We start from the raw sequence: 20903 nt of genomic DNA on the forward strand, positions 1-20903 counted from the left end.
TTTAAATACAGTAGATAGTTAAAAATATCTTCAATAAATTTCATTAGCATTGTGAATAAAATTAGAGAAATCAATCACATTTAAAACTTAAACATAAGATTTGATCATTATCTTATGAATTAAATATTTCTAACTTACGTAAATTACATGAAAAAGCAATAAAATCCTATTTAAAAGCTTACATGTACCGCTTCATCCCCTAGTAAAGAATACAAGCTATCAAACAAAACAGCTTCTGGCCTAATCAGCCAGCTTTTATCTGCGCGCAGCTCGCCATAAGCATGTTGGTGGCGGCAGCAGAATTTTAGCGGTACATGCGCCTGTTCTCCGCAATAAGTCTTTAGCAAATCAGCTAGCTTTTGAATTGGCGCATCAGCAGCAATATATAATTGCAGACTGCGCGCATAACGCGCACTGGCCTGAGCCAAAGTAAATGCATCATCTGCGGTGATACGCAAACCATCACCGCCATTGTATTCATCTACCGCTACCTTACATTCCATTATCAGCACCTGATCCGCTTTGAGACTGGCGCCGTATTCTTCCAAGGCCTGCCCTGCTACCACCACCTCCTGCTTATCAGTGCCGTCTTCCAGCTGCACCACAGCAAACTTACCACGTTTTCCCATAATATAGCGTACACCGGTAACAAATCCGGCTACCTTCTGTTTATTATTGGATGGTTTTAACGCAGAGAGCTTAGTACCCACCAGTGCACGCACCTTATCAGCATAAGGCTCGAAAGGGTGCCCAGAAAAATAAAAGCCCATGGCCTGTTTTTCTTCTGCCAGCTTCACAGCCAGAGACCATGGCGCCACTTCTTCCATCTGCAAGGGTTCTATCGCATCCTCCACCAGATCAAACAGCCCACCCTGATTGGCATTGGCTGCCACCTGTTCAGCATTTTCCATAGCCAATCCTATATTGGCCAGCAACTGAGCCCGATTCGGATTCAGTTCATCAAAGGCACCGGCACGCACCAGCGCTTCAATAGTGCGACGGTTGAGATGCTGGCGGTCAACCCGCTGACAAAAATCAAACAGGTCTGTAAATGGCCCGCCTGTTTCACGTGCTCGCACAATCGCTTCTACTGCACCCTCACCAGTGCCCTTAATCGCACCCAATGCATAGCGTATCTGTTTTTGATTGTTCGGAGTAAACCGATAAAAAGACTGATTAATACTGGGCGGCAAAAAGGTAATACCATTTTCAATGCCATCATCGACAAAGATTTTTAGCTGGTCAGTATTGGTCAACTCACTGGACATCGTACCAGCCAGATATTCCGCCAGATAATGGCATTTCAGCCATGCCGTCTGATACGACACCAGCGCATAAGCGGCCGCATGTGATTTATTGAAACCATAACCAGCGAATTTTTCCATATAATTGAAAATTTCGTTGGCAGTATGCTTATCAATGCCCTTTTCCGCGGCTCCGGCTTCAAAAATGGCGCGATGCTTCACCATTTCCTCAACCTTTTTCTTACCCATAGCTCGCCGCAATAAATCGGCGCCACCTAGTGTATACCCACCGCAGACCTGTGCCGCCTGCATCACCTGCTCCTGATACACCATTACACCGTAGGTAGAATTAAGCACCGGTTCCAGATTTGGATGCAAATATTCCACTTTTTCTTCACCGTGCATACGCCGGATAAAGTCCGGAATCAGATCCATCGGGCCCGGCCGATACAAGGCCACAAAAGCAATAATTTCCTCAAATTTAGTCGGACGCGCGGTTATCAGCATTTTTTTCATGCCCACCGACTCAAACTGGAAAACAGCGGTGGTATTACCCTTGGCAAAAATGCTGGCGTAAGTAGCCGCATCATCTAATGGAATATGATTAACATCAACTTTCTGGCCGGTCGTCTCCAGAATAAATTTCTGCGTCATTTCAATAATGGTTAAATTCCGCAATCCAAGAAAGTCGAATTTCACCAGCCCTATCTGCTCTACATCATCCTTATCAAACATGGAAACCGGCGATGCATCTTCACCACTGGCCTGATAAATCGGGCAGAAGTCGGCAATTTTACCCGGTGCCATCAACACCCCACCGGCATGCATACCCAACCCACGGGTCAAATCTTCCAGTTTTAACGCCAGCGTCATCAGTTCCTCAGCCTCTTCTTCGCGTAATAGCTGCTGTATCTGAGGTTCTGCTTCCATCGCCTTAGTTAAACTTAACGGCTTATTGGCCTCCACAGGTATTAGCTTGGATAAACGGTCACACAAACCAAACGGCAAATCCAATACCCTTCCCACATCGCGTACCACCGATTTGGACGACATCGTACCAAAAGTTACAATCTGGCTAACCGCAGGCACACCATATTTGTGCCGGACATACTGAATCACACGCCCACGGTTTTCCTGACAAAAGTCGATATCGAAGTCAGGCATCGATACCCGCTCCGGATTCAGAAAGCGTTCAAAGAGCAAGTTATAGCGCAGCGGATCCAAATCAGTAATCTTCAGCGAATACGCCACCAGTGAGCCCGCACCTGAACCACGCCCCGGTCCTACCGGACAACCATTCTGTTTAGCCCAATTAATGAAGTCCTGCACAATCAGAAAATAGCCTGGAAACTGCATCTGAATAATAATACCCAGCTCATAATCCAGCCGTTGCTGATATTCCGGCATTTTCTGAGCCCGCTCAGCCTCATCCGGATACAGAAACGCCATACGCTCACGCAACCCTTTATTACTAAGCTGCACCAGCAAATCATCCAGTGTCATTCCTTGTGGTGTCGGAAACAAAGGCAGATAGTGCTCGCCCAGTGTCAGCGTCAAATTACAACTTTGTGCAATTGCTACGGTATTAGTCAGCGCTTCCGGAATATCGGCAAACCGCTCAGCCATTTCCTCAGGCGTCACAAAATACTGACTTGGAACAAAATCATGCGGACGCCGTTTATCAGCTAAAACATAGCCGCTGGCAATACATACACGGGCTTCATGTGCCTGAAAGTCTGCTGCATCCATAAACTGCACCGGATGCGTCGCCACCACCGGTATCTGATGTGTAGCAGCCAGCGCAACGCTACCAGCCACCACTGCTTCCCATTCCGGCCGTTCAGGCAAACGCTGTACTTCCAGATAAAAACGTTCTCCAAACCATTGCTGATATTTAGCACACACCTGTGCAGCCAGCTCCGGCTTCTGCGACAGCAGAGCCTGACCGATTTCACCATACTGCGCCCCAGACAGACAGATCAGACCACTATTATCCCCATCAGCCAGCCATTGCTGGCGGATAACAGGCTGATTCGGATTGCGGTCTTCCCCTACATAAGCGTCAGTCAATAACTGATTCAAACGCAGATAACCACCATGATTCTTTACCACCAGCATCAGACGAAAAGGTTTATCCGGCTGCTCTGGATTTTCCACCCGCACATCCACTGCCATAATCGGCTTAATACCCGCATTGCGGCAGGCTTTGTAAAACTTCACCATGCCGAACACATTCATCAGATCACTGATACCGAGTGCCGGCAAACCGAGCTCACTGGCACGTTTCACCGCTTCTTTAATCCGCACAATGCCATCTTCAATAGAAAATTCGGTATGTAGCCGCAGCGGAATATAAGGAGAATTGTCAGACATAGCACTTTTCACGCCAGTACATTAACTGTCTGGCTCAAGAGAATTGAATTAAACACTCACCGTTCACATAGAAAGCGACAACAGATGTGAAACAAGGTGATAAAGCTTCAGCTAAAACAGCCGGTTTCAGGACATAACACAGCCACCATAATTCTACCTGATTTGCCACATCCTATCGCCGGTATGAAGACAATGATAATAGCGCAATCTCAAAAAAGATTGAAAAACGTACTTCTGAAACAGCGAAACATCTTAGCGCGGATTGACGTACTCATACTTAACCCAGTCAGACCAATATATTTTCAAAAAAAATGAAAATAGCAGTAAATAATGAATTTTATTATAAAAAAGCAGATTTTTATCGCAAATAACAACTTTTCATATGCAGCTATGACTGGTATTCCACCCGATCAAACGCGAAAGATTAATCCTGAACAATGTGATTTAGCAATACACATTTGGCAACAACTGAAAACAGGCTGCCTGAAATATCAGACAGCCTGTTCAAATGGGTTTCCCCCACATGTGCCGTTTTGGACGCTATCCGCTTGAACCTTGAGGACAAGGCTGGCAGTCTCGAATGGCTTCGGGTTCATTCACACAGAATGCTCACGCCCACCATTACCCAACCGCCAAAAAAGCGAATTATTGGTTCAAAGGAATATATGTCCTTGCGAACACAGCAGGGGAAGAAAAAGTTATTTTACCACAAGAGTGAGGGTACTTTCACACAGCTGAATCATATCCTGCATTTTACGCTCAAAATCACCGATTTCCAAATTACCATGTACCGTAAGCTTGAGTAAATCATGAGCTAAATTCAGCGCAGCCATAATCACGATTTTATCTGTTTCAACAATTCGTCCGGAACTTTGAATCGCAGCAATCTTTTCATTGAGCATTTTTACCGCCTGCATCAATGTTTCATGCTCACTTTTGGGCGTACCGATATTAAAAGGACGACCAAGAATTTCCACACGAACCTGTTGAATTTCATCCATTAGGATTCCTCCTGCGCCTTAGGCAAGCGTTTCAGCAATTGCTGTAATTCATCACTGGATGCCTTAATTACCGAAGTATAACGGTTTTTTTCAGCAATTAATCCATCAATCGTTGTCTGCATGCTTTCCTGCAAGTGTAATTTTTCCTGCTCGTGCTGGTTTCGTATCCGTTCACGTTCAGTCTGAAATTTTTCATTCTGCTGCTGCATTTCTTCTTTTACCGATGACAGTTGCTGTGTCAGCTGCTGCTTTTCAGCCAGAAGAGAATTAAAATGTATTACCAGCCGCTTAATGCAATCTTCCAGTTGTTCTAATTGATTTTCCATTCCCTACCCGCTTCCATCCTCAGAATACACAGCATGAATGCCTGAATTTCCATGCTGCCACTTTAAATTGTTATTCATTATTGAATTTGATTATTATTCCACCTTAGGTGAACGTTCCATTAGTATTTCAGCCATTTCCTGAACTTCTATGCAACCATCAAACAATTGCTTGAGAATACAGGCTACTGGCATATCCACCCCGAGCGAAGCAGCCTGTCGGCAAACTTCCTCGACAGTATATACACCTTCCGCCACATGTCCAAGTTCAGTAAGCGCTTCCGGCAGTGATTTGCCTTCTGCCAGCAGCAACCCTACTCTGCGATTGCGCGACAGCGAGCCGGTACAGGTCAGAATCAAATCTCCCATACCCGATAGTCCCATCAACGTCGCAGCCTGACCACCCAGCGCCTGATTCAGACGGGATATCTCCGCCATACCGCGCGTCATTAACGCAACACGCGCATTAATACCATAGTTCAATCCGTCAGCAATACCTGTTGCAATCGCCATGACATTCTTTACCGCACCGCCAACGGCCGCCCCAATCACATCTGCATTGGCATACAAACGCAAAACGGTATTATTCAAACTCGCCGCCAGCGCCTGAATCCAAACAAAATTTTCTGATGCCAGTGTTACCGCACAGGGCAGCTGCTGTGCCAGCTCCTGAGCAAAACTCGGGCCGGATAAAACACCGATACATGGATTCTTAGGCATCACCTCCGCCAGCACCTGCTGCGGCAGTAAACCGGTTTGCTGCTCGAATCCTTTGCAAGCTGCAATAATGGGCACATCACTCAAGCCAGCATCCACCAGCTTCTGCGCACTTTGCCGTAAAGCTGCCACCGGCGTAGCAATAATAATTAACTCGGCTGAGGCCAGCTCTGCCACAGCAGCTAAATTTTCCGGTAAATCAAAACCCGGTAGATAACGCTGATTCTGCCGCTGCTGCTGTAATTGCTGCACATGCTGTATATTATGGGTCCATAGCCATACTTTATGCGAATGCAGGGCAAAATGAATGGCCAGCGCAGTACCCCACGCTCCCGCACCCAGTACACCAATATTCATGACAAATATTCCCTATAACAAACTTCCGCCAAACCCTGGCCGGTTTAGAGCACTGCTGCACATCAATAATCACTGAAATATCTGGATTAAGGCTGCAACAGGCAGCACATTGTATCCAAAAAACCAAGCTCAAGCTGCAACATCTATAGCAAAAACTGGTAATCCACATTGAATATCAGCAAATTTATCTGATTGTCGCGCAAATTCTTTACCGTAGCCGACATTATTCTGCAGCTACCCAGATTACCGTCGGTCGGCTAATATAAAAACACAGGCTGCCTGTTAATCAGACAACCTGTGTGTACATTGCGGACTTCAAAAGCGCTTAATCTTCAAAACGCTTAAACGCCAGCGACCCATTGGTACCGCCAAAACCGAATGAATTGGAAATAGCTGCACGAATCGGCAAATCCCGTGCTTCATTAGCACAATAATCCAAATCACAGCCTGCCTCAATATCCTGCTCAAAAATATTAATCGTAGGCGGAGATTTCTGCGTGTGAATAGCCATTACAGTGTAAACGGCTTCCACACCACCAGCACCGCCCAACAGATGGCCGGTCATCGATTTAGTAGAATTCACCACTAGCTTTCTGGCCTGTTCGCCTAAAGCCAATTTTAATGCGTTGGTTTCATTCACATCACCCAGCGGAGTGGAGGTACCATGCGCATTTACATAATCAATATCTTCTGGATTCAGGCCACCATCTTTCAGAGCACGCGTCACCCCCAGAGCCGGACCCTCAGTATTCGGAGCAGTAATATGATATGCATCGGAGCTCATACCAAATCCAACCAGCTCAGCATAAATCGTGGCACCACGCTTACGGGCATGTTCATACTCTTCCAGCACCATTACACCAGCACCTTCACCCATCACAAAACCATCACGATCCTTGTCCCATGGTCTGGAGGCTGTGGCCGGATCATCATTGCGAGTAGATAGTGCTTTCATGGCAGCAAAACCACCCACACCCAACTCACAGATGGCACCTTCGGCACCGCCAGCAATCATAATATCCGCATCGCCATACTTAATCAGACGGGCAGAATCACCGATACTGTGCGCACCAGTAGTGCAGGCAGAAACCATACCGTAGCTTGGTCCCTGATAACCTTTTAAAATCGTAACATGGCCAGATATCAGATTAATCAGTGAGCTGGGAATGAAAAATGGATTGATTTTACGGGCACCCTGCTCCACTACAGTACGTGCAGTGGCCTCAATTGCCGGCAAGCCACCGATACCCGCACCAATATTTACCCCTACTCTGGTTTTATCCAAACCCGGAATATCATCCAGCCCTGCATCGGTTATTGCCTGAAGAGCAGCAGCCACACCATAATGGATGAAAGAATCCATCCGGCGTGCCTCTTTCGCACTGATGTACTGCGTTACATCAAAATTCTTAACTTCACCAGCAATCTGGCAAACTAAAGACGAAGCATCAAAATGGGTAATCGTGCCAATGCCGCTTTTACCTGCAAGTAAATTCTGCCATGCTGTGGTGATATCATTACCCACAGGAGATACTTGACCCAGGCCGGTAATGACTACTCGTTTTTTACTCATAATTTGCTCGTAAGAAAAAAACCTCTACCGAATCAGGCGATACTTGGCACCTTAGTTCGACAGAGGAATTTGAATTTGACCAACACTACACGGAATTAATTCAGGTGTGCGCCAACAAAGTCGATAGCTTGTTGCACAGTAGTGATTTTTTCAGCTTCTTCATCAGGAATTTCGCAACCGAATGCTTCTTCCAGAGCCATTACCAATTCAACGGTGTCCAGTGAGTCAGCACCCAAATCTTCCTGAAATGAAGATTCGTTTTTTACTTCAGCTTCGCTCACGCCTAATTGTTCTGCAACAATTTTTTTCACGCGTTGTTCGATATTGTTATCCATTGACTGATCTTTCTTTTCTTTGCCCGCTGCGATACGGACAGGGTTAATTGAATTAATCAACTTTTTAGTTGTTGATATTATTGTACCTAATAAAAATAGAGTTTACCATTCAAATTGTTTTTTGCCGTATTTTCTATGGTTTTCAGCGATTTTCAGCGCATTTTTACTTATCACCCTGCGCAGATTACACGACAAGCGGCAGCCATATTAGCACAGCCTGTTTTTTTGCCACAAGTTATTAGATTTAGATTGAATCATCGCCAGCAATCGTTTTATATAAAAAATTCATAATCAGCGCCAATTCTGCTGCAGTATTTTCCTGAGTCACACCCCCTGCATGCCCACCTGTGTCGGGTACAGCCAGCCACACTGGCTGTCTGAGTGAACGCAAACGTGCATAAAACTTCAGTGCATGGGCCGGATGTACACGGTCATCATGAAGATTAGTCGTAATTAAAGCAGGTGGGTAGTGTTGCAATTTGCCCAAATTATGATAGGGCGAAAGTTGAAGCAATGCATTTTTTTCAACTGAATCAACAGGATCACCATACTCATCTACCCATGAAGAACCGGCTGAAAGATAAGGATAGCGCAACATATCCGTAAGCGGCACCTCGCACACCATCGCCCCCATACACTGCGGTTGGCGGCAAAATGCAGCGGCCACCACAAGCCCGCCATTACTACCGCCCTGAATTGCTGTATGCATCGCACTGGCTCGCCCATGAGAATACAAATCATCTAGTACTGCCAATAAATCATCTACACTGACATGCTTATGAATACCGCGGGCTGCCTCATGCCATTGAGGTCCAAATTCACCACCACCACGAATATTTGCCAGTACAAATGCATAACCTTTTGCCAACCAGTACCGACCAATACTACCTAGATAATAGGGTAGCTGAGGCATACCAAAGCCACCATAAACATAAACAATAGTGGGCATTTCCTTATTCATATGTTTACCAACATGAAAATAAGGAATAAACGTCCCATCAGATGCAGCAGCACTGAACTGCTTCACCTGCATCCCTGCCGCATCAAACTGCTGCGGCTGTCGCCGCATCACACACAACTCTCCCAAATTTACATCAAGCGTATACAGTGTCAAAGGATCCAAAAAACTACTGATTGCCAGATAGACCACATCGCCGCCCCAAGGCTGGTCTGTAATTTCAAGCGCACCATCCGGCAGATTGGGCAATGAAACTTCCTGCCAGCCATTGCTACTAAATTGCCACGCCAGCAAACGACAGCTTACATTATCTAGTATCGACACCAATACAAACCGCCGTGTGGTTTCAATGCTTTCAATTGCCTGAGTGGCCTTAGGCTGAAAAATCACTTCAGTAGCACCCAGCTCACCTTTATGTAATTTCACTGCAACCAGACTACCGGCCGGATAACTTCGGTTCGCACGCTGCCAGCCACTGCGCAACTGCACCAGCAACTGCCCGTATAGATAGCCCATCAGTTCACAATCATCAGGCAGTCCCAGCGGTTTGGCACTTAAATCCGCCATAACTTGATAATATTGCTTGTGATAAAAGCCGCTTGCCGCCTCAATTAAATCAATCGGTGCGCCCTGACTATCTAAATAACGCCATGCATTCACCATCATGCCATCAGCTGGCATTTCTAGCACTGGCTGCGCCTGCGCAAAGGTTTGCCCGCGTTGCATCAGCCATACCTGCCGTGGATAGCCAGCCTGAGTCAGCTGCCGCTCATCCCATGCCGGACATATCCATACACTTTCTGTATCACGCCAGCTAATGATGCTTTTACTCAGAGGAAAATGAAAACCTCCCTCAACCACTTTGCCTTCGTTTAAATTAAACTCAATGGTATAGGCTGCATCAGCACCGCCGGCACTCAGACTGATAAGCACATGCTCGGGTGCCTGCACATAATGTGCCACACCCTGCAAATACACATCATCTCCAAGCAGTTCATCAAAATCGGCCACAGAAAACAAAATTTTCCATTCAGGCAAACCAGCACGATAACTGGCAGCAGAACATACCCGATACACACCTTTCGGAAATTCAGCCGATTGATAAAAATGATACATGCGTGCACGATGTTCCTGACAAAACGGTATTTGCTGCTCATCACGCAGTATTGTCACCATATCATCACGTACTGCTTCATACTCAGCATCTGTTGCAAACTCAGCCTGAGTCGCTGCATCCGCCTGCTGAATCAATGCCAGAGTGCGCTCATCGTTTAAGTCTTCTAAATAGGCAAAAGGATCAGTATTGGTCATCAGGATTTTTCCATAAACTAAGGTTCATTCCAAACAGGTGGACAGACAGACAATCTTTACAGTCTGATACCTCTGTATAAACATAATTGATCAACTCATCCTACCCAATCACGTTCGGATATATTCGCCATAAATAAAAAGGGCAGCCCCTATAGGCTGCCCTATCATCCAATTGAAATCAACAATACATATCAGCAATATTATTTTGCTAACTTGCATACCTAAATATGCTTGTTGTGTATTGTATGTTTCTAATATGGTGCCGACAACGAGAATCGAACTCGTACGACCTGAGGTCACCACCCCCTCAAGATGGCGTGTCTACCAATTTCACCATGTCGGCATGTAACTGTAAAAAAATTCCTATTCCGGTATCAGCGGCTTCTGTGCCGGCTTCACCGGTACCGCCGGTGCACTGGCAGCTGCTGACTTAGCCGGTACCACTACTTGCTGTTGCTTCACATTACTAAAATCCAAGCCGCTGTGGCGGTGCGTGGAAATATAGCCTAAAGCCAAGCAAGTAATAAAAAATATAGTGGCCGCAATCGCTGTGCTGCGGCTGAGAAAATTTGCATTGCCCGCAGCACCAAATACACCCTGAGCACTACCGGAACCAAATGCTGCGCCCGCATCCGCACCTTTGCCCTGCTGCATTAGCACCAGCACAATAACACTCAGCGCCGCGAAAATATTCACGATTAAAATAAGGGTTTTGAATGCTTCCATGATATCAACTTTTATCAAGCAGGCGCATATGCAGCCTGAATAATAGCGGCAAAACTGTCAGCCTGCAACGAGGCTCCGCCAACCAGCGCACCATCAACATGTGGCACAGCCAGAATTTCAGCCGCGTTGCCAGCGTTGACACTACCGCCATAAAGGACGCGGATTTTAACATCTTCACCACACAAAGACAAGATTTGCTGATAAATCAGCTGATGCATCGCAGTAATCTGCGTTACAGACGGCACTTTGCCGGTACCAATTGCCCACACTGGCTCATAAGCCACCACCACTTCTTTCATCCCCAGACTGGCCAGCACATCCAGCTGCGCACTTACTACTATCTGCTCCTGTCCTTGTTCACGTTCAGCCAGTGTTTCCCCCACACACAGTACCGGCAGCAGGCCTGCTGCCATGCTGTTTTGCAGCTTAATCAGCAATTCTTGATTATCTTCGTGAAAATACTGCCGCCGCTCAGAGTGTCCGATCAGCACAAACTGCGCACCCACATCTGCCAGCATTTGCGCACTAACTTCTCCAGTAAAAGCACCGTTTGCAGCAAAGCGGCTCACATCTTCTGCCCCTACCGCCAGCGATGTATCACGCGTGAATTCATTCACTCCGGCAAGATAGACATTCGGCACCGCCACACCACAGTAAACATGAGCCGCAGCTACATCTACTGGTTTCAGCATTGCTTGTAGCAGTTGCCGGTTTGCCGACTGACTGCCATTCATCTTCCAATTGCCGATTATCCATTTCTGCTGCCACATATTTTTTCCTTACTGACTATAGATTGGCCAACACTGAACAAAACAGTATATAAAGTATTCTTCATACATAATGCAAACTAAAAGAGCTTGCAAACGGCGGCATTGTAACGGAAAACCACTACTTGCGTTCTATTAATCAGTAAAAACCTACCGATTTCTCCCTGTGCATAGCCACACTGCGGAAGATAAACAATAGATCTCTTCCGACTTCAAAGCTAAACGTTGCAGTATCACGCATTATTTATCTGACAGACAAATAAAACCTGTGCTTTTTCAACATGTCGACATAACCTTACTCAATCACAATGAGCCTGCTCGTAGATATTCGTCTACACCGCAACTGCCTTTGCCCTATTGTCACAACGTAAATAGTTTTATAATCTTTCTGGGTCAAATTCATGTGGTGTACCCTATCCAACACCACATAACAATGTTTTTATAATACAAACCTACTTATTACTCACCCGCAGCTCGGGTAATCAGCCTTTCGGAGCAGACATGGATTTCAATACCGCCCGCTATAACATGGTTGAGCAGCAAATCCGTCCATGGGACGTATTAAATTTCGACTTACTAGATGTATTATCCGATATTCCGCGTGAACGCTTTGTTCTGCCACAGCAACAGGAAGTAGCCTATACAGATCAGGCTCTCGGACTGGCCAATGGTGGCAAAATGCTTGAACCAAAAGTAGTCGCACGTATGATTCAGGCATTACAACTCAACCTCACCGATACCGTAGTAGAAATTGGTACCGGTTCTGGCTACGCCACGGCCATACTGGCAAAAATGGCCGGAAAAGTCATCTCTGTAGATATAGATGCCGAACAACAGCAGCGTGCTCAGTTCGTTCTCAGCGACCTTGACTACACCAATATCAGCTACAAAACCTGCGACGGATTAGCAGACAAGCTACCTGGCGCTCCATTTAGTGCCATTTACGTAGGCGGCTCTCTGCCTACCCTGCCAGCCACCCTACTTGAGCAACTGGCTGAAGATGGCCGCATGGTAGCCATTATTGGTGAAGCGCCAGTAATGCGTGCCATACTGTTTGAGCGCCAGAACAATCAGCTTAAAGAAACCGTACTGTTCGAAACCGTAGCACCTGCATTACACAGTCTGGAAACACCGGCACCTAATCAATTCAGATTCTGATTCTATCGTTTTCTTAAAAAGCAGCACTTGTAGCCATTACGGCAACGGTGCTGCCTGTGCATTCTCAAATTCAAATATCGCAGTATACTAACTTCTACGCCATATCTAGCACTTAGCTTTCAGCCAGCAAATCAACAGTCCAATCAGTATGCATACATACACCAAACAATATGTTTAACTTCTCTTGCATATTGGCATCGGCCGCATCCGATCCATCCATCTGCCCGTCATCTTCGCTCTTTAAGTAATAAAAAATCAAAACCTAGTTAAAACAAAAACATAATTAGAAAAACTGATTGCATTAAATCACTTATTGCGATTTACTAGGCTATAGAACCAAAATCGGGAGCAATATCATGCCTTATCAGCACCGCAGTGATCTACCTGCATCAGTACGGCACGCTTTACCGGAACATGCGCAAGAAATATTCAAAGAAGCATTTAATCACGCCATAGCAGAATATCAGGATCCGAAAAAACGCCGCGATAATAGCGATGCAGAAACCATTGCCTTCCGAGTAGCATGGGCTGCTGTCGAAAAGGTTTATCATAAAGGCAATGATGGCAAATGGCAGCCTAAGTAAGCGCTCAATCAGCATACAACGAGACAGAATTCACGCAAAAATCCAGCTTTTTCGATACTGCCACTATAACCAAGCTAGCCAATAGTCTGAGCTACTGCCAGTTGTGCTGCATTGGCATATTCAGATAAACACAGGTATCATTTGATCCGGCTAACAAAGCAAATGCCTGCAGGCATACAGCCACATAATCAAATTAGATTAATATCCATACACATCACACAGAATCAATTTATTAATATGACCATTCAGACAATAAATGCAGCACAATTGCAGCAATGGCAGCAGCAAAAAAAAGATTTTGTCCTCCTTGACGTACGTGAAGACAGCGAAGTCCAGTATGCAGCTATTCCTGGGTATTTCCATATTCCAATGAATATGATTCCCTTGCGCCAAAACGAATTACCGGACGATAAACCAATCGTAATTTACTGCCATCATGGCATGCGCAGCATGCAAGTAGGATTGTATTTACAGAATACCGGCTTTGAAAATCTTTATAATCTCAAGGGCGGCATCGATGCATGGTCAAGAGAAGTAGACAGCAACATACCCACCTACTAATTCCAGATTCGTAGCCTCGAAATCATTGGCTTTCAAAAAAAAGGCTCGGTTTAATTGAACAATAGTTATCTATATGGAATAATAATTATTGTTGCCTTAATTTTAGCTTGCTATCTATTAACAACACGCCAGCCAGCGTAAGTATCGTATCGATAGTAGAAATTGCCTTGAAAGATTTATGTAAAATAACCACCGCTGTAATAATCGTAATAGGTGGTACCAGTTGTGCACTCAATTTAGCAAAAAATATCAAGATCAAATTTTGCTTACAGATAGTAAAAATTTCAGAACTGATTAGAAAAAATCTAGCAACAGTACAAATAGACACGTCCTGCATCAGCTTTAATCATAATATTACGAATAATTTAAACTAGACGCTATGTAGGCCGCTCCCTACTGATACACAGCCACAATCAAACCTGAATCCTTACAACCCTTACCAACGCATTAATTACAATACAGTACAGTTTTTCATGTAGCACTGTCTAAACACTGCGTGATTAAAACTTATATTTTGTTTGAAATTTTGTTTTAAACAAATGTACAGATATCAAAATTTAAGGGTTTCAGCCATCCTGAAACCCTTAAATGCTAACTTGGTGCACCCAACAGGGATCGAACCTGTGACCTCCGGCTTCGGAAACCGACACTCTTCCAACTGAGCTATAGGTGCAAATATACTAAAGAGGCCAGATTTTAGCTGAAATCAAGCAGCTTGGCAAAATCATTTACCAGCAAAAGCAATCAATCACACTAACAACCAATACTACTCAAAATAAACAATTGAAATTAATATTTTAATTTCAGCAATAATAACGACAATCCGAACACATCACGGATAATGGGTTATATAGAGACATTAAATGCCAACGCAAATAACCGTTACCTTGTCCACATGCGAATAGCGGCCGACACACTATCGTAGAATTGCTATTAAACATGCCCATATCTTCATCGGCTCATTTCCAGAAAACACAAATAAATATATGCATATTGCAAAATACGTTATTACCAGATGTCAGGGTACGATATGCCTTAATACTTTATTAACAATAAATATTTTGTCTGAATTGCCCAGAATGTTTCTAAACATCAAACAGGGACACAAACGGAAAATAGCAGACTGGTAATAGCAATGAGTAAGCGAAAGGCCTCCCAGCCAATGGTCAGTTTAAAAGGTACTCATGGCATTAGAAACAAATATAAACGTTTAATTGAGTTTTCAAGAACACCTAAGTAGCTATTATTGGAAATAATACATTGAATTTATTCGTTTTTTAAGTGCAAAACAAACAGCCGATGCTGGCGGATAAGTTTTCGTTTCTGGATATCTGCTCAGTAAATAATCTAACGGTAAATATCTAATTTTTAGTCAGCTCCTTAATTATTGAATATTTATAGCCAAATCATTTCCATACACTTTTACTGACATTAATCATACATAAAAGGACATATATAGCGGGGAATTGGCATACTTGAATATTTTGTGCTATGTTAATTGGATTTAGTTGATTAAATATTGTTTTTAAAATAATAAATATTCGCACAGACAGCAGTCAGGTCTGTTAACACAGGCCATTAAAATGAAGTATTCTGACTTAAGTACCTTTATCCGCCCCTTACCTAACACCGCGCTGGACGTGATTGGTGATGTTCATGGCGAGTGGGAAGCTTTACAGCAGTTATTACACTTTCTTGGCTACGATGATTACGGTCGCCATCAACACGGGCGTAAACTCGTTTTTGTTGGCGATTTGTGCGACCGTGGGCCAAACAGCCCTGCTGTTCTTGACTGGGTGATACAGGCCGCCGCCTCTGAAAACGCATTTACCATCATCGGTAATCATGAACTCAATTTATTAATTAACGATCCTAAAGACGGAGCTGGCTGGTATTTTGATAATCGGCCACAGGATGAAGCACGGTTCGCGCCATGGCAGCATTATCCCGCTGCCCAACGCAGGCAATTACAGGAAACCATCGCACAATGGCCATTAATTCTGCAACGGGACGATTTGCGCATCGTTCACGCTGCGTGGTTGCCGGAAAGTATTGATAAATTACTAGAATGCAGTGAAACTTCACTGGTAAAACAATATCATTACTGGGAAGACCGCTTTTTAGATGATTTCCGAAATACGCAATGGTACGAACCATACCAGCAGGAGCAGCGGCAATTAAATAAAGACTTGGAAAATGAGCACTATCCGATGACGTTTCAAGCAGGTACAGCCCATTATGATCTACTACGCAGCTGTCACAATCCAATACGTGCGCTCACCAGCGGCATTCAGGCCATCACACAACAGCCTTTTTATATCAACGGCCGCTGGCGCTTCACAGTACGTAAACCGTGGTGGCAGCAGTATACCGACCCTGTGGCGGTAATAATCGGCCATTACTGGCGCAGCTGGTATGGCACCGGCATAGCCGAACACCGCAAAGAACTGTTTCAGGAGCCTCCAACACACTGGCTGGGGCAGCAACGTCAGGTATTTTGCGTGGATTTTTCCATTGGTGCACGCTGGCGGGAACGCAAAAAAGCCATTGCTGTGACAGACAGCCAGATGCATCTGGCTGCACTGCGCTGGCCCGAAAATATAATTATGCTGAATAATGGTAAATATTATCATGGAGAGCGTTACCTCTGAATTCTCATGCCAGCAACGCATACAATTTGTTATAATAAAGACTTTTGCAACAAAACCCAGTATGCAAAAAGGATAAAAATATCCGGCATACGCTATTAAACCCTAAAATAGACAATCCATTCCGGTATGTCACACCGTACCTCCGGTGCGCGCCTGAAGTTGGCCGCAAGGTAGTGCAGTTCTGCTCAATTACAACATACCGGCGCATATAGTTACACATTATCAGAATGACAGACGCCAATTCCTCTCCCAACCAAGTTAAACGCCATCTGAAAACCCGCCATCTGTCAATGATTGCCATTGGCGGCAGTATTGGTACAGGCTTGTTTATGGCCAGTGGCAGTGCGATTCACGATGCCGGCCCTGGTGGCGCCTTACTGGCGTACATGGCCATCGGAATTATGGTGTATTTTCTCATGACCTCACTAGGCGAAATGGCCACTTACCTGCCTACTTCCGGTTCATTCTCCACTTATGCAGCCCGCTTTGTTGATCCGTCGCTGGGTTTTGCACTGGGCTGGAATTACTGGTTTAACTGGGTGATTACCGTTGCTGCAGACATCTCCATTGCCTCATTGGTGATTACCTACTGGGAACCATTGCGCTTTATGCCGGCATGGAGCTGGAGTTTGCTGTTCTTTGCTCTGGTGTTTCTGCTCAATATACTGTCTGTACGCGCCTATGGTGAATCTGAATACTGGTTTGCTCTGATTAAAGTAGTCACAGTAATCGTGTTTCTCGGCGTTGGCGTGCTGACCATCTTCGGCATTCTTGGCGGTCAATATGTCGGCCTGAGCAACTTCACCATTGGCGATGCACCGATACTCGGACATGGCTGGTCGGGTGGTTTCTTTACCGTACTCGGTGTATTCTTGATTGCCGGATTTTCATTTCAGGGCACCGAGCTCATCGGCATTACCGCCGGCGAATCAGAAAACCCGCAGGAAAGCATTCCCAAAGCCATCAAACAAGTGTTTTGGCGTATTTTGATTTTCTATATTCTAGCCATGTTAGTAATTGGCCTGCTGATTCCTTATAACAGTGATGCCTTACTCGGTGCTGACGTGGATCAGGTTGCCAAATCACCGTTTACACTGGTGTTTGAGCGCGCTGGGCTGGCTTTTGCCGCTGCCGTGATGAATACCGTTATTCTCACTTCCATCCTGTCTGCCGGTAATTCTGGCCTGTATGCTTCTACCCGTATGCTGTACGCTATGGGTAAAGACGGCATGGCACACCGGCGCTTTTCAGCAGTCAACCAGCGCGGCGTGCCCGTATTGGCTTTACTGGCTACAGCCGTTGTCGTATTGGCAATTTTTTTGCTGGAAAGTGTGGACGAAGGTGCCTACGAGTACATCGTAGCCGCTTCTGGTCTGACCGGTTTTATTGCCTGGCTAGGCATAGCCATCAGTCACTACCGTTTCCGCCGCGCCTTTGTACAGCAGGGTAACGACATCAATTCACTGGTTTATCGCGCTAAATGGTTTCCATTTGGCCCCATTCTGGCGCTATTACTGTGTATTCTGGTGATTATCGGACAAGACAGCCAATTATTACTACATGGTGATTTCAAATGGCAGCGTTTTGCTATTACCTATATGGGTCTCCCAGTATTTGCTGCCTTTTACCTGTATCACAAACTTCGCTACCGTACCCGCAAAGTACCACTGACACAGGTGAATCTAAGCAAACACCTTGATTAGGATTAATTTTCGCCCTAATCATCGTAGCCACAGGCAGCCTCATCTGGCTGCCTACTGCATTTTCCGCTAACATAAAGCCTATATCACACCCTAAACAGCTGTTAATCACCTATGCTCACCTATACACCCAGCAAACCCAGCTCACAAAGCATGAATAAAAAGCGTTCATGGCTTTGGTTGTTACTGGTATTCGTGTGGCTGTGGCCGGGGGTATTGCATCATGATTTATGGACACCAGGTGAACCTTATCTGTTCACCACCGCCAGCCAGTGGCACAAGGCACACTGGGCAGTTCCTACTATTTTTGGCGAAATAAACTGGGAAGCCTCCCCACTCTACATTTGGTTGTCTGCCCTATGCCAACATTTATTTAGCCCCAACCAAATGGACGCCTTTGAAGCCACGCGTCTAACCAATGTCATTTTGATTGTGTGTTCGTTTGCCTGCATCGGCGGTTCCGGACGCCAGTTTCTTGGCCGTGGCTACGGACGCATCACCATTCTCATATTACTCGGCTGTACCGGCATTCTAATACCAGCTCATTTTATCAACGACAGCATTATCCTATTTCTTGGTTCTGCCATGTGCTGGTATGGTTTTTCCCTGTCAGATCGTCGCATCATGATGGCCTGCATGATGCTGGGCGGTGGCTGGGCTGTACTGTCTCTGACCGGCAGCCTATTGTGGCCATTACTGCTGATGCTGGTAGCGTTCAGCTTGCTTTTTTACCCTCAGTGGCGTCGCCGTCGCTATTATCTAGTTTTACTGATATCCCTGCTCTGTGCCCTACCTCTAATGATAGTTTGGCCACTTGCTCTGCATCAGACCGCTGCCAATATTTTTAATCTGTGGTGGCAGTATCATGCTCTCGCCCCTTTTGGTGGTTTTCAACATCAAGAAGTACACTTCTCGCTTGGATACTATTTAAAAAATTTGCTTTGGTTTGCCTTTCCTGCATGGCCTCTGGCCATCTGGACTGCTACGCGCGGCAAGTTAAAAAAACAGCGCTGGGGCGTGCTTGCTATCGTATGGCTAAGTCTATGCCTACCAGTTTTTGCCTTGCTGCCGCTGCAATATCAGGATTTATTGGTAATCGTGCTGCCACCTATGGCCTTACTCGGAGCCGCCCAGCTGGATGCACTGCGTCGCGGAGCCATCGCCTTCCTCAACTGGTTTGGCATCATGGCTTTTGGTTTTCTGGCACTTTTCCTCTGGCTTGGCTTCATCGCCATGAATTATGGCTGGCCGGCCAAACTGGCTGCCCGTGCCGTTTATTTCAGTCCCTATTACCGCTACGATGTCAATTACTTTCCCTTGATTGTCGCTTGCGTGTTGACACCACTTTGGCTATGGGCCATTACCCGCCAGCATATCCGTGGCCGACAAGCAGTAACCAACTGGGCAGCCGGAGTTTTATTAGTATGGTCACTGCTATTGACCCTGTTTTTGCCTTGGCTGGATGCGGCCAAATCGGCACGGCCAGTGGTTCAGCAAATGGAAAACAGCCTGAGCAAACAGCAGTTACAGGCATTCAGCGATCGGCATGCCTGCATCAGTATCAATCACGACAATTTCAGTACCCGCATTGCCTGGCAGCAATATAGCTGGATACCCTTGCAGGCAGACAATCCTGAGTGTGAATACCGTTTAGTGACCCGCGACCCCAAAGCCGAACCTCCGCAACCATGGCACGAAATCTGGTCGGGAGCACGCCCGCGTGAAAAAAACAATATCATTGCCTTGTGGGCCAAAACCACCGCAACCAAGGAAAAATAATCATGAATACCCCAACTCAGGAACATACTCATCTTCCGGCTGCCCCAGCTAACGTTGATGCTAGCGAAATCGACAAATTCAGCCAGCTCGCGCACAAATGGTGGGATAAAAACAGTGAATTCAAACCATTGCACGACATTAATCCCTTACGTCTCGAATTTATCGACCGCTATGCTCGACTGGCCGGCAAAAAAATTCTGGATGTAGGCTGTGGAGGCGGTATTCTAAGCGAAGCCATGGCCAAAGCAGGCGCCAGCGGCGTGACTGGCATCGATTTAGCCGGAAAATCGCTCAAAATAGCCCAGTTGCACGCCATGCAGGAGCAAATCAGCAATGTAAGCTACCGTAAAGTCAGTGTAGAAGATTTAGCCGCAGAAATGCCGGCCAGCTTTGGTGCCGTTACCTGTATGGAAATGCTGGAACACGTTCCTGATCCTGGCAGCGTAGTCAGAGCTTGTGCCGAACTGACGGAACCCGGCGGAGTTGTTTGTTTCTCCACCATCAATCGCAACACAAAATCCTATTTGCAAGCCATCATTGCCGCCGAATACATTTTACAACTGATGCCCCGCGGCACCCATGATCACCACAAATTCATCACACCGGCCGAGCTGGCGCGTCTGTGCCGGCAGGCTGGTCTCGAATGGCTGGGCAGTAGCGGTTTCACATATAATCCGCTAACCAAACACTACCATCTTACCGAAAACCTAGACGTCAACTACATGATAGCCTGCCGTCGTCCGGCGAACTAACCATCTGCTTTAAAACCACAAAGCCGGTATCGA

At 45.8% G+C, this 20903-nt stretch carries 16 protein-coding genes, 2 tRNA genes and 1 other RNA gene; 7 read left to right on the plus strand and 12 right to left on the minus strand.

Going from position 1 to position 20903, the window contains the following annotated elements:
- Positions 1-170: 170 nt before the first annotated feature.
- From dnaE to tpiA, 11 genes are all read right to left on the minus strand, one after another.
- Positions 171-3617: a DNA polymerase III subunit alpha gene (gene dnaE / locus ABU615_RS05030; protein ID WP_370389319.1), complete on the minus strand. Its 3447-nt coding sequence runs from the start codon at positions 3615-3617 to the stop codon at positions 171-173.
- Positions 3618-4129: 512 nt separating this feature from the next.
- A non-coding RNA gene (gene ssrS, locus ABU615_RS05035) (6S RNA) lies at positions 4130-4309 on the minus strand.
- Between the two features lie 6 nt (positions 4310-4315).
- Complete coding sequence (locus ABU615_RS05040) at positions 4316-4618, minus strand: cell division protein ZapA (protein ID WP_100140509.1); 303 nt, start codon at positions 4616-4618, stop codon at positions 4316-4318.
- Complete coding sequence (locus tag ABU615_RS05045; protein WP_100140510.1) at positions 4618-4944, minus strand: hypothetical protein; 327 nt, start codon at positions 4942-4944, stop codon at positions 4618-4620. The genes ABU615_RS05040 and ABU615_RS05045 overlap by 1 nt, the downstream gene beginning before the upstream one ends.
- Positions 4945-5037: 93 nt before the next feature.
- Positions 5038-6015, minus strand: a complete 978-nt coding sequence (locus tag ABU615_RS05050; RefSeq protein ID WP_370388307.1) for an NAD(P)H-dependent glycerol-3-phosphate dehydrogenase — start codon at positions 6013-6015, stop codon at positions 5038-5040.
- Positions 6016-6340: 325 nt separating this feature from the next.
- Positions 6341-7588 (minus strand): beta-ketoacyl-ACP synthase II, encoded by a 1248-nt coding sequence (gene fabF, locus ABU615_RS05055; protein WP_370389320.1) that lies wholly within the window; start codon positions 7586-7588, stop codon positions 6341-6343.
- A gap of 95 nt (positions 7589-7683) precedes the next feature.
- Positions 7684-7923 (minus strand): acyl carrier protein, encoded by a 240-nt coding sequence (acpP, locus tag ABU615_RS05060; RefSeq protein WP_025331393.1) that lies wholly within the window; start codon positions 7921-7923, stop codon positions 7684-7686.
- A gap of 244 nt (positions 7924-8167) precedes the next feature.
- Positions 8168-10195, minus strand: coding sequence for a prolyl oligopeptidase family serine peptidase (locus ABU615_RS05065; protein WP_370389349.1), 2028 nt, complete (start codon positions 10193-10195; stop codon positions 8168-8170).
- A gap of 254 nt (positions 10196-10449) precedes the next feature.
- Positions 10450-10535: transfer RNA gene (locus tag ABU615_RS05070), tRNA-Leu, on the minus strand.
- Between the two features lie 20 nt (positions 10536-10555).
- Positions 10556-10918 carry a preprotein translocase subunit SecG gene (gene secG, locus ABU615_RS05075; protein ID WP_367486969.1) on the minus strand — a complete coding sequence of 121 codons (363 nt, stop codon included), beginning with the start codon at positions 10916-10918 and terminating at the stop codon, positions 10556-10558.
- Positions 10919-10932: 14 nt separating this feature from the next.
- Positions 10933-11688 carry a triose-phosphate isomerase gene (gene tpiA, locus ABU615_RS05080; RefSeq protein WP_367486967.1) on the minus strand — a complete coding sequence of 252 codons (756 nt, stop codon included), beginning with the start codon at positions 11686-11688 and terminating at the stop codon, positions 10933-10935.
- Positions 11689-12186: 498 nt separating this feature from the next.
- Between tpiA and ABU615_RS05085 the strand changes: the two genes are divergently transcribed.
- The 3 genes from ABU615_RS05085 to ABU615_RS05095 all read left to right on the plus strand — a co-directional run bounded on the left by ABU615_RS05085 (position 12187) and on the right by ABU615_RS05095 (position 13988).
- Positions 12187-12843, plus strand: a complete 657-nt coding sequence (locus ABU615_RS05085; protein WP_267404102.1) for a protein-L-isoaspartate O-methyltransferase — start codon at positions 12187-12189, stop codon at positions 12841-12843.
- 356 nt (positions 12844-13199) lie between these two features.
- Positions 13200-13427 carry a ChaB family protein gene (locus ABU615_RS05090; RefSeq protein WP_370389321.1) on the plus strand — a complete coding sequence of 76 codons (228 nt, stop codon included), beginning with the start codon at positions 13200-13202 and terminating at the stop codon, positions 13425-13427.
- Between the two features lie 237 nt (positions 13428-13664).
- Positions 13665-13988 (plus strand): rhodanese-like domain-containing protein, encoded by a 324-nt coding sequence (locus ABU615_RS05095; RefSeq protein ID WP_367486962.1) that lies wholly within the window; start codon positions 13665-13667, stop codon positions 13986-13988.
- A gap of 597 nt (positions 13989-14585) precedes the next feature.
- Here ABU615_RS05095 and ABU615_RS05100 read toward each other — a convergent pair.
- Positions 14586-14661: transfer RNA gene (locus ABU615_RS05100), tRNA-Arg, on the minus strand.
- 910 nt (positions 14662-15571) lie between these two features.
- On the opposite strand from ABU615_RS05100, the gene ABU615_RS05105 reads away from it, so the two are divergent.
- The 4 genes from ABU615_RS05105 to ubiG all read left to right on the plus strand — a co-directional run bounded on the left by ABU615_RS05105 (position 15572) and on the right by ubiG (position 20870).
- Entirely contained in the window at positions 15572-16639 is a 1068-nt protein-coding gene (locus ABU615_RS05105; RefSeq protein WP_267408561.1) for a metallophosphoesterase, read from the plus strand.
- A gap of 290 nt (positions 16640-16929) precedes the next feature.
- Positions 16930-18342, plus strand: a complete 1413-nt coding sequence (locus tag ABU615_RS05110) for an amino acid permease (protein WP_370389350.1) — start codon at positions 16930-16932, stop codon at positions 18340-18342.
- A 150-nt stretch (positions 18343-18492) separates the two neighbouring features.
- Positions 18493-20118: an ArnT family glycosyltransferase gene (locus tag ABU615_RS05115; protein ID WP_370389322.1), complete on the plus strand. Its 1626-nt coding sequence runs from the start codon at positions 18493-18495 to the stop codon at positions 20116-20118.
- Positions 20119-20120: 2 nt separating this feature from the next.
- A complete protein-coding gene (gene ubiG, locus ABU615_RS05120) occupies positions 20121-20870 on the plus strand; it encodes a bifunctional 2-polyprenyl-6-hydroxyphenol methylase/3-demethylubiquinol 3-O-methyltransferase UbiG (protein ID WP_367486952.1) in 750 nt (249 codons plus the stop codon).
- Positions 20871-20903: the final 33 nt, after the last annotated feature.

The sequence above is a fragment of the Snodgrassella alvi genome, assembly GCF_040741455.2.
Classification (GTDB): Bacteria; Pseudomonadota; Gammaproteobacteria; order Burkholderiales; family Neisseriaceae; genus Snodgrassella; species Snodgrassella alvi_E.

What these genes read in the sequence shown, in the direction of transcription:
- fabF (WP_370389320.1), bottom strand. Translation starts at nt 7,588, where the DNA reads ATGAGTAAAAAACGAGTAGTCATTACCGGCCTGGGTCAAGTATCTCCT.
- ABU615_RS05110 (WP_370389350.1), top strand. Translation starts at nt 16,930, where the DNA reads ATGATTGCCATTGGCGGCAGTATTGGTACAGGCTTGTTTATGGCCAGT.
- secG (WP_367486969.1), bottom strand. Translation starts at nt 10,918, where the DNA reads ATGGAAGCATTCAAAACCCTTATTTTAATCGTGAATATTTTCGCGGCG.
- ABU615_RS05050 (WP_370388307.1), bottom strand. Translation starts at nt 6,015, where the DNA reads ATGAATATTGGTGTACTGGGTGCGGGAGCGTGGGGTACTGCGCTGGCC.
- tpiA (WP_367486967.1), bottom strand. Translation starts at nt 11,688, where the DNA reads ATGTGGCAGCAGAAATGGATAATCGGCAATTGGAAGATGAATGGCAGT.
- ubiG (WP_367486952.1), top strand. Translation starts at nt 20,121, where the DNA reads ATGAATACCCCAACTCAGGAACATACTCATCTTCCGGCTGCCCCAGCT.
- ABU615_RS05045 (WP_100140510.1), bottom strand. Translation starts at nt 4,944, where the DNA reads ATGGAAAATCAATTAGAACAACTGGAAGATTGCATTAAGCGGCTGGTA.
- acpP (WP_025331393.1), bottom strand. Translation starts at nt 7,923, where the DNA reads ATGGATAACAATATCGAACAACGCGTGAAAAAAATTGTTGCAGAACAA.
- ABU615_RS05085 (WP_267404102.1), top strand. Translation starts at nt 12,187, where the DNA reads ATGGATTTCAATACCGCCCGCTATAACATGGTTGAGCAGCAAATCCGT.
- dnaE (WP_370389319.1), bottom strand. Translation starts at nt 3,617, where the DNA reads ATGTCTGACAATTCTCCTTATATTCCGCTGCGGCTACATACCGAATTT.
- ABU615_RS05040 (WP_100140509.1), bottom strand. Translation starts at nt 4,618, where the DNA reads ATGGATGAAATTCAACAGGTTCGTGTGGAAATTCTTGGTCGTCCTTTT.
- ABU615_RS05095 (WP_367486962.1), top strand. Translation starts at nt 13,665, where the DNA reads ATGACCATTCAGACAATAAATGCAGCACAATTGCAGCAATGGCAGCAG.
- ABU615_RS05090 (WP_370389321.1), top strand. Translation starts at nt 13,200, where the DNA reads ATGCCTTATCAGCACCGCAGTGATCTACCTGCATCAGTACGGCACGCT.
- ABU615_RS05115 (WP_370389322.1), top strand. Translation starts at nt 18,493, where the DNA reads ATGAATAAAAAGCGTTCATGGCTTTGGTTGTTACTGGTATTCGTGTGG.
- ABU615_RS05105 (WP_267408561.1), top strand. Translation starts at nt 15,572, where the DNA reads ATGAAGTATTCTGACTTAAGTACCTTTATCCGCCCCTTACCTAACACC.